11 protein-coding genes are annotated in these 7456 nt (G+C 61.6%); 7 read left to right on the forward strand and 4 right to left on the reverse strand.

What is annotated here, in order from left to right; all coding sequences use genetic code 11:
- The first annotated feature begins 188 nt into the window (after positions 1–188).
- A complete protein-coding gene (locus tag RAE09_RS11445) occupies positions 189–1007 on the forward strand; it encodes a hypothetical protein (protein WP_316981734.1) in 819 nt (272 codons plus the stop codon).
- A 22-nt stretch (positions 1008–1029) separates the two neighbouring features.
- Here RAE09_RS11445 and RAE09_RS11450 read toward each other — a convergent pair whose 3' ends face one another.
- Positions 1030–1413: a hypothetical protein gene (locus tag RAE09_RS11450; RefSeq protein ID WP_005322397.1), complete on the reverse strand. Its 384-nt coding sequence runs from the start codon at positions 1411–1413 to the stop codon at positions 1030–1032.
- A gap of 176 nt (positions 1414–1589) precedes the next feature.
- On the opposite strand from RAE09_RS11450, the gene RAE09_RS11455 reads away from it, so the two are divergent.
- From RAE09_RS11455 to RAE09_RS11465, 3 genes are read left to right on the forward strand one after another with little or no spacing between them, the layout of a single operon-like run.
- On the forward strand, positions 1590–2000 hold the full coding sequence (locus RAE09_RS11455) for an HAD-IA family hydrolase (RefSeq protein ID WP_005326572.1): 411 nt from the start codon (positions 1590–1592) through the stop codon (positions 1998–2000).
- Positions 2000–2515, forward strand: a complete 516-nt coding sequence (locus RAE09_RS11460; protein ID WP_005326570.1) for a DUF6912 family protein — start codon at positions 2000–2002, stop codon at positions 2513–2515. The genes RAE09_RS11455 and RAE09_RS11460 overlap by 1 nt, the downstream gene beginning before the upstream one ends.
- 16 nt (positions 2516–2531) lie before the next feature.
- On the forward strand, positions 2532–2780 hold the full coding sequence (locus RAE09_RS11465) for a hypothetical protein (protein ID WP_005326568.1): 249 nt from the start codon (positions 2532–2534) through the stop codon (positions 2778–2780).
- On the opposite strand, the gene rsgA is transcribed toward RAE09_RS11465, so the two are convergent.
- Together rsgA and aroA are read right to left on the reverse strand one after the other, a co-directional pair.
- On the reverse strand, positions 2777–3802 hold the full coding sequence (rsgA, locus tag RAE09_RS11470) for a ribosome small subunit-dependent GTPase A (RefSeq protein WP_316981735.1): 1026 nt from the start codon (positions 3800–3802) through the stop codon (positions 2777–2779). The two genes, RAE09_RS11465 and rsgA, sit on opposite strands and share 4 nt — an antisense overlap.
- Positions 3795–5096 carry a 3-phosphoshikimate 1-carboxyvinyltransferase gene (gene aroA / locus RAE09_RS11475; protein ID WP_316981736.1) on the reverse strand — a complete coding sequence of 434 codons (1302 nt, stop codon included), beginning with the start codon at positions 5094–5096 and terminating at the stop codon, positions 3795–3797. Before aroA ends, rsgA begins: the two co-directional genes overlap by 8 nt.
- On the opposite strand from aroA, the gene RAE09_RS11480 reads away from it, so the two are divergent.
- Complete coding sequence (locus tag RAE09_RS11480) at positions 5095–5742, forward strand: SOS response-associated peptidase (RefSeq protein ID WP_316981737.1); 648 nt, start codon at positions 5095–5097, stop codon at positions 5740–5742. The genes aroA and RAE09_RS11480 overlap by 2 nt on opposite strands.
- On the opposite strand, the gene ybaK is transcribed toward RAE09_RS11480, so the two are convergent.
- On the reverse strand, positions 5728–6231 hold the full coding sequence (ybaK, locus tag RAE09_RS11485; RefSeq protein ID WP_316981738.1) for a Cys-tRNA(Pro) deacylase: 504 nt from the start codon (positions 6229–6231) through the stop codon (positions 5728–5730). The genes RAE09_RS11480 and ybaK overlap by 15 nt on opposite strands.
- 37 nt (positions 6232–6268) lie before the next feature.
- Here ybaK and RAE09_RS11490 point away from each other — a divergent pair, with 37 nt between their 5' ends.
- Both RAE09_RS11490 and RAE09_RS11495 read left to right on the forward strand, forming a co-directional pair.
- Positions 6269–6871 carry a sigma-70 family RNA polymerase sigma factor gene (locus tag RAE09_RS11490; protein WP_050780301.1) on the forward strand — a complete coding sequence of 201 codons (603 nt, stop codon included), beginning with the start codon at positions 6269–6271 and terminating at the stop codon, positions 6869–6871.
- Positions 6871–7143: an anti-sigma factor gene (locus RAE09_RS11495; protein WP_005322378.1), complete on the forward strand. Its 273-nt coding sequence runs from the start codon at positions 6871–6873 to the stop codon at positions 7141–7143. The genes RAE09_RS11490 and RAE09_RS11495 overlap by 1 nt, the downstream gene beginning before the upstream one ends.
- The last annotated feature ends 313 nt before the right edge of the window (positions 7144–7456 follow it).

The raw sequence follows: 7456 nt of genomic DNA on the forward strand, positions 1-7456 counted from the left end.
GGCTCCCATCTCATTATTCACCCCCGCACGCAGCAGTGGCGCGCTACCAGCACCGCCGCACACCCCCAACCCCGCCCCGCCCCCGCTCGTGATAGTGGGCGCGGGGCAGGTTTCTTTTCAGGACAAAATGAGTAGAATATAAGAAACCCGTCCATTCTGCTTATTTCCTGTGAGGATCTTCACTGACGATGCGCCGCCGCTCTTTGCGTCTCGGTATTACGACGCTCCTGTCTGCCACCTTGCTCGGTGGCGCCACCCCGGCCGTGGCCTATGAGATGCAGCGTGATTCTGCTACCTCGTTGCGCATCATTTTGGATTCGGGCGAAAAAATTGAGCAGGATAACGCAGCCGCGGCCATCCTGGCCATTGCTTCCCAACGCAAGGAAGCATTGGTGGCCGATGGAATTTTGTCTCAGGATAAGGCGGACGCCGCCTTCGAGTACTACTTCGGCAAAGCCCGGCTCAATACCGCGCGCACCGATGGCAATATTTATTCCACGCCGCTGGATTTCCCGTGGGAGCCAGAGGAGCGGACACACTCCCTAGATGGCAAGCAGTACACCGAAGCGGCCGTACTGGATTACCTCGACATGCTGGGCGCCAACTATGCCCAGGCGGCAATTCGCGCCGAGCTGGGCGAGTTTACCAGGGACTTGCCACGAACCTCTACCGGCAACGCAACGCCCTCTCGAGGTTCCCAGCTGCCGGACATCGAGGAGACAGGCTCCGCCTTCCCAGCTGAGTTTCCGGCATATGCGGCGGCGCTGCGCGATATTGTCACCATTACCAAGCAGGTCAATGCGCCCCTAGAGCAGGCCGCCGCGTCGCACCATGCTGCGGGAACCGTGCCTGAGGATGCGGCGGCGGACGAGCATTCCGGTCTATCCGCCTTTGAAGGCGGCCTCCTAGCCACCGGTTTGGCGGCGCTGACCAGCGCCGTCGGATTCGGATGGTCCGCACTCGACTGGTCCGAGATCCTTTCTCACCTGGGCCAGTTCTTTTCCTAGGCGTTAAGCCCTGCCCGCTGAGTTAGAGCAAGCGGAATGACGTTAAACCGGTGGGGCTCGCCGAGCCCGTAAATGCATGCTGCTGTTGGCCTATGTAGGCGGAGCCAAAGTACTCGCCATTGGGCCGCGCGTGCAGGCTGGTCAATTGCAGTCTGTCCGTGGCATAGGGGCTTGTGCGTCGGCGTACCCACGATCCAATGTGCAGGCGGATGGCATCCGAATAGCGCGGGGAATTGAGATGGGCTAGCGGGCGATAGCCGGCGGCTACCTCCAGCGCGAAGACTACCCAGCCTTGGATGCGGTGCTGGGCGGCGACTTCCGCGGACGTCGGCAAGCGGCCATAGTGCACGCGGTGGGGTGCAATGAAGAGTTTGAGGTGCGAGTAGCCAGGAATGGGCTCGTACATGGTGGGGAAGTAGTGCTCCTGAATAAGGGCAGGAGGCGGACGCGTGATAATTGTCTCATGCCCGCCCCAACCCCGCCATTTCTGAGGGTTTCCTGAAAGGGATGGGCGCGAATGAGCGCGCGGTTCGCTATACTCTCGGGGAGTTAAAGAGAATCGTAACCAAAGGATTTAAGTACATGCGTGGTCTAATCGTTGACTATGTCGGCGTCCTTGACGGCACCGAAGAAGACAACCGCCGCTGGAAAGCGCTGCTGGCCGCCGCCAAGGCAAATGGCGCAGCAACCGCCATCCTGTCCAATGACCCAGGCGGACCAGGCGCGGAGCACATCCGCGAGTGGGGGTACCGCGGAAACGTCGACGCAGTCGTTCTCTCCGGAGAGGTGGGGGCGGAAAAGCCTGAGTCCGCTGCTTTCCAGGCGGCCGCAGATGCCCTAGAACTGCCACTCAATGACTGTGTCATGGTTGATGATTCCATCCTCAACGTGCGTGCCGCCGTGGAATCCGGCATGGTGGGCTTTTTGTACACCAGCTTTGACCGCGTCTCCGTTGAAATCCAGGCAGTCTTCGATATTGAAGGTGAGTTTTAGTGGCTAAAGCCCGCGTCTACATCCCTGCGACCTACGCCATGCTGGCGGAGCTGGAAGAAACCGGCTCGCTGTCCGCGCGCTCCGGCTGGGGCTTTATGGTGACCCCTGCACTGCAGGAGTTCTATACCGAGGGCGATGAAGAAGAAATTGCCTACTCGGCCTTCCTCGAGGCCTCTATGGCCTCCATGCGCCTATTGGCCATCGGCGATGAAGAGAAGTTCCCGCACCGCCGCGTGGTTATCTCGGTAGACTTGGATGATTCTGTCCTCACCCCGCGCCCGGATATGGGCGAGCCGGTGGTAGAGCTCAAGCCGGCGCAGTTCAGCAAGGATGACCTAGCAGCCATCCACGTGGATATTGCGGAGTCCGAGGAAACCACCGCAAAGGCCATCGAGGCTATCGATACCGCAGACCTGGGCGATGAAGACGCGGAGCTGGCCGTGGGCGATGCACTGGATAAGTTCATGGCCTTTTATCACCCCACCGAACTCCCTTTCCTCGTAGAATTGCTCTAAAACTCAAGGAGAAAACATGACTCAGCGTTTCAAGAACCTCGCTGCGGCCACCGTTACCGCAGGCGCAGCCCTCATCGCCGCGCCGGCCGCCCTGGCAGATACCACCCCAGCTGCAGATGCGGCTGCCGACGCCGTGCCCACCACCCCGTGGCTGGCGCTGCTAGAGACCTCGTCCCAGGGCACCTGGGGCCAGATCCTCGATGTATTCTTCGGCATCGTGGATGGCATTTTGGGTGTTATGGCCGATACCGGCTTCCACCTCTAATTTTCCCACTCCACGTTGGTGCGCAGGGCCTCGAGTAGGCCGCGCACCGCGTCGCGCCGCCGCGCACTGGCGGTATCAGGGGAGATAAGCGCAGGATCATCGAGGCCGCATTCTGGGTCCGCAGGCGGGCCCATGTGCGTACAACCGCGGGGGCAGTCCTCGATGGCTGCGGCAAGGTCTTCAAAGACGCCCAGCACGTCATCGGCATCCACGTGTGCGAGGCCAAAGGAACGGATGCCTGGGGTATCGATAATCCAGCCGCCGGTGAATGCATCCTCGGCGGGGAGGGGGAGCGCCACCGATTGGGTGGAAGTATGCCTGCCCTTGCCGACGCCCGATACTTCCCCTGTTTCCCTATCCGCGTCCGGTACCAGCCGGTTGACCAGGGTGGATTTACCCACGCCGGAATGTCCGATGAGCGCGGTGACGTGGCCGTCGATATGCTGGCGCACCGCCTCGAGCCCGTCTTCGACGCCGGCTTCCACCACCGTTACATCGAGATCGGCGAACTCGGCCGCGAAGGGAGCAGGATCCGTGAGATCGGTCTTGGTCAGGCACAGGATGGGGTGGATATTGCCCACAAACGCAGCGATCAAGGCGCGCTCGACAAACCCGGAGCGCGGCGGCGGATCGGCCACGGCGGTGACGATGAGCATCTGGTCCGCATTCGCCACCACGATGCGCTCATAAGGGTCGGTGTCATCCGCCGTGCGCCGGAGGACGGAGGCGCGTTCCTCCAGCTTCACAATGCGCGCTAGGGTGTCTTTCTTGCCGGAGGTATCGCCCACGACGCCCACGCGGTCGCCCACCTCGATGGCGGTGCGGCCTAGCTCGCGGGCGCGCATAGCGGTGACACGGGGGCCGTCGTCTAGCGCTACGCCCCAGCGCCCGCGGTCCTTGGTGATGACCATGCCAAACTTGGCATTTTTGTGCTTGGGGCGGTCTTTGGTACGCGGCCGCGAGCCCTTGCCGGGGCGCACGCGCACGTCGGATTCATCGAAAGAACCGAAACGCCTAGCCATTGCTCTCCTGTTGCTCGGGGTCCACCATCGTCTCCCACATGCGGTCGAAGCCGGGAAGGGTCTTCGCGGTGGTGGAAATGTCTTCTACCTCTACGCCCGGTACCCGCAGACCGATAATCGCGCCCGCGGTGGCCATGCGGTGATCCGCGTAGCACGCCCACTCGCCGCCGTGGAGAGGGGAGGGGTCGATGTGCAGGCCGTCGGCAAGCTCGGTGACCTTGCCGCCGAGGGCGTTGATATTATCCGCCAGCGCCTTCAAACGGTCGGTCTCGTGGCCGCGCAGGTGCGCAATGCCGGTCAGGGTAGAGGGGGTGTCCGCCAGGGCGCACAATGCCGCGACGGTGGGGGTGAGCTCGCCAATATCGCCCATGTTGCGCTCGATCCCCTGCAGCACGCCGTCCTTGGCACCCTTGGCAGTGACAAAGCCCGGCTCTTGGGTGACCATGACACCCATATCCACCAAAATATGGCGAATGGCGTCGCCCGGCTGGGTGGTATTGGCAGGCCAGCGCTTAATGGTCACCCGGCCGCCGGTGACGGCAGCGGCGGCAAGGAAGGGCGTGGCATTGGAAAGATCCGGCTCGATTGCCCATTCCCGCCCGGCAATCGGGCCAGGGTGCACGGTCCAGGTATTCTCGCCGGAATCCACGTGTACGCCGGCTTGGCGCAGCATGCCTACGGTCATCTCTACGTGCGGCATGGACGGTAGGGGACCGCCCTCGTGGGTGACGGTGATGCCCTTGGCAAAGCGCGCACCGGCCAGCAGGAGTCCGGAGACGAACTGCGAGGAGCCAGAGGCGTCGATAGTAACCTTGCCGCCTTCCGTAACTCCGCGCGAGCGGACGGTAAAGGGAAGGCTATCGCCGTCCACCTCGACGCCAAGCTGGCGCAGTGCGTCTAGGGTGGTGGACATGGGGCGGGCGTAGGCTTGCTCGTCGCCGTCGACAAGCACGGCGCCGTCCGCCAAGGCCGCCACCGGCGGGATAAAGCGCATAACGGTGCCGGCCAGGCCGCAGTCCACCGTGGCACCCTTAAGCGGGCCTGGGGTGACGTGGATATCCTCGCCATCGTGCTCGAAGCGCACGCCCATAGATTCTAGGGCCTTTTCCATCAGCTGCGAATCGCGTGAGACGAGCGGCGCGCGCAGGGTAGAAGGGCCATCGGCCAACGCTGCCAGAATGAAGGCGCGGTTGGTAATAGACTTCGAACCCGGCACGTGTTGGGCCCACGTAATGGGGCCTGCCGCTTGCGGGGCGGACCAAGGTTGAGACATATCGTCCATAATAGAGGGCATGTGCGGAAGATTCGTTCTTTTTACCGAGTCCCTTCTCGATGAAGTAGGCGCGCTGCCGGGAGTTACTGAAGTCCATGCCCCACAAGGCACCCCAGGCCCGCGCTACAATATTGCGCCCACCCAGCCGGTGGCAATGGTGCGCGTGCACGAAAGCCTCGCCCAGGTCGACCCTGCGCGGTGGGCACTGCTGCCGCACTGGAAGAAGGACCTGGATGGTCCGCCGTTGTTTAACGCCCGGGCGGAGACGGTGGCCAGCAAGCCCTCCTTCCGGCATGCCTTTAAGGGGCAGCGCTGCCTTATCCCCATGGACGGCTACTACGAATGGCACCAGGAAGAAGGCGGCAAGCAGCCCTATTACGTCCGCGCGGAAGAGGGCCTGTTGTGGGCGGCGGGCCTATGGGAGACCGGCCTAGACCGCCTGTCCGCCACGATTGTCACCACAGCCGCCACGGAAGAAATGGAGTGGCTGCACCACCGGCTGCCGCGGTTCTTGGCGGACGAAGAAATGCGTACCTGGCTGGAGGGCAGCCCCGAGGAAGCCGCTGAGCTGCTCTTGCCGACGCCCCTGCGTGGCTTCCACACCCACCCCGCCGACAAGGCCGTGGGCAGCGTATCCAACGATTATCCGGATCTACTCGGCGAGTAGATCGGCAAAGCTGGCAGAGCACAGCTCTGCGAGGTCCTCCGCATTGAGCTCGATATCCAGCCCGCGGCGCCCGCCGGAAATAAAGACGGTATCGAAAAGCACGGCGGTTTCCTCAATGACCGTGGGCAGCGCGTTCTTCTGGCCTAGCGGGGAAATGCCGCCGGGAATATATCCGGATGACTTGGACGCGTCGTGCGGATCCGCCATGGCGGCCTTAGAAACGCCGTGGGCGGCCGCGGCCTTCTTGAGGCTCAGGTGGTGGGTGGTAGGGATTACGCACACCGCCAACTGCCGCTTGGGTCCTTTGCCTGCCGTTAAATCGATGACCAGGGTTTTGAGCACGCGGTCTGGCTCTACCTCGAGGGCCGCCGCGGCGTGATCGCCGAAGTGATCCTTGCCCGCCTCAAAGGTGTACACATGGTGGTCTACGCCGGCGTCTTCCACGACTTTGAGCGCTGGGGTGGCTGCATGCGGGGACTTTTTGGACATGACTGGGATTCTAACGTTACGCGTTAGGATAGAAATTGTGGCTAAAGAAACAATCAGCGAAAAGGAGCTGCAGCGCCGCTTCGAAGCGGAAGCGCTGCCCCTGCTAGACCAGCTCTACGGCGGTGCCCTGCGTATGACGCGCAACCCACAAGATGCTGAGGATCTCGTGCAGGAGACCTACCTCAAGGCCTATAAGTCCTTTCATTCCTTCAAGCAAGGTACGAACCTCAAGGCTTGGCTGTATCGCATCATGACCAATAACTACATCAACTCCTACCGCAAGGCGAAGCGCCGGCCCACGGAGTCCTCGGCCGATGACCTGAGCGATTTTCAGCTCTATACCACTGCTGGGCACGATTCCACTGGCCTGGAATCCGCCGAGGTATCAGCGCTTAAAGACATGCCGGACGCCACCATTTCAGAGGCCATGAATGACCTGCCCGATGACTACCGGATGGTGGTGTACTACGCGGATGTAGAGGGCTTGGCGTATAAAGAAATTGCAGAAATCATGGATACTCCGCTGGGCACGGTGATGTCCCGGTTGCACCGGGGAAGAAAAATGCTCCGGAAAGCGTTGAAAGACGTGGCACGAGAACAAGGCATTGGATTAGAACACCCAGACATGGAGGAGAAGTAATGGACCGCGCAACGGAACACAACTGTGGTGCGTGTAGCTCCCCAGAGGTACAGGCCCTCCTGTGCGAGCTTCTCGATGAATCCACCACCTATGCCCGCGCACTCGCCATCCGCGAGCACATCGCCCAGTGCGATTTCTGTCAGCAGCGCCTCGAGAGCGAGGAGATTATCCGCTCCCTGGTGCGCAACTGCTGTAACGGCCAGGCCAAAGCGCCAAAGGCACTGCGCCGCCGCATTTCGGTAGAGATCACGCGCATCGACACGGCGTGGTAGGCACTGTTGCTCACTCGCTGTGGTGGGGTCATGGTCTCCTGATCTTCCAATTTTTTGCTTGAGTCCATACTGATCGGGCCGAATTGAGGGTGGAAGGACCGAATTGAGACCCTAATGTGTTCAATTCGGCCCGATCACATTGGACTTAAGGCACGGAGAGGTCAAGCGGGGAGCTAGGAGACGACATCGATGTGGCGGATTCTAGGGGTCGTTGCAACGATGATGGTTAGTTTGGTTTGATGCTACCGGTTTGTGTGAGGGCGTTGGTCATGACTTCGGCTGGGGTGCGCCAGTTGAGTGCTTTGCGTGGTTT

This window comes from Corynebacterium tuberculostearicum, from assembly GCF_032821615.1.
GTDB lineage: Bacteria > Actinomycetota > Actinomycetes > Mycobacteriales > Mycobacteriaceae > Corynebacterium > Corynebacterium tuberculostearicum_H.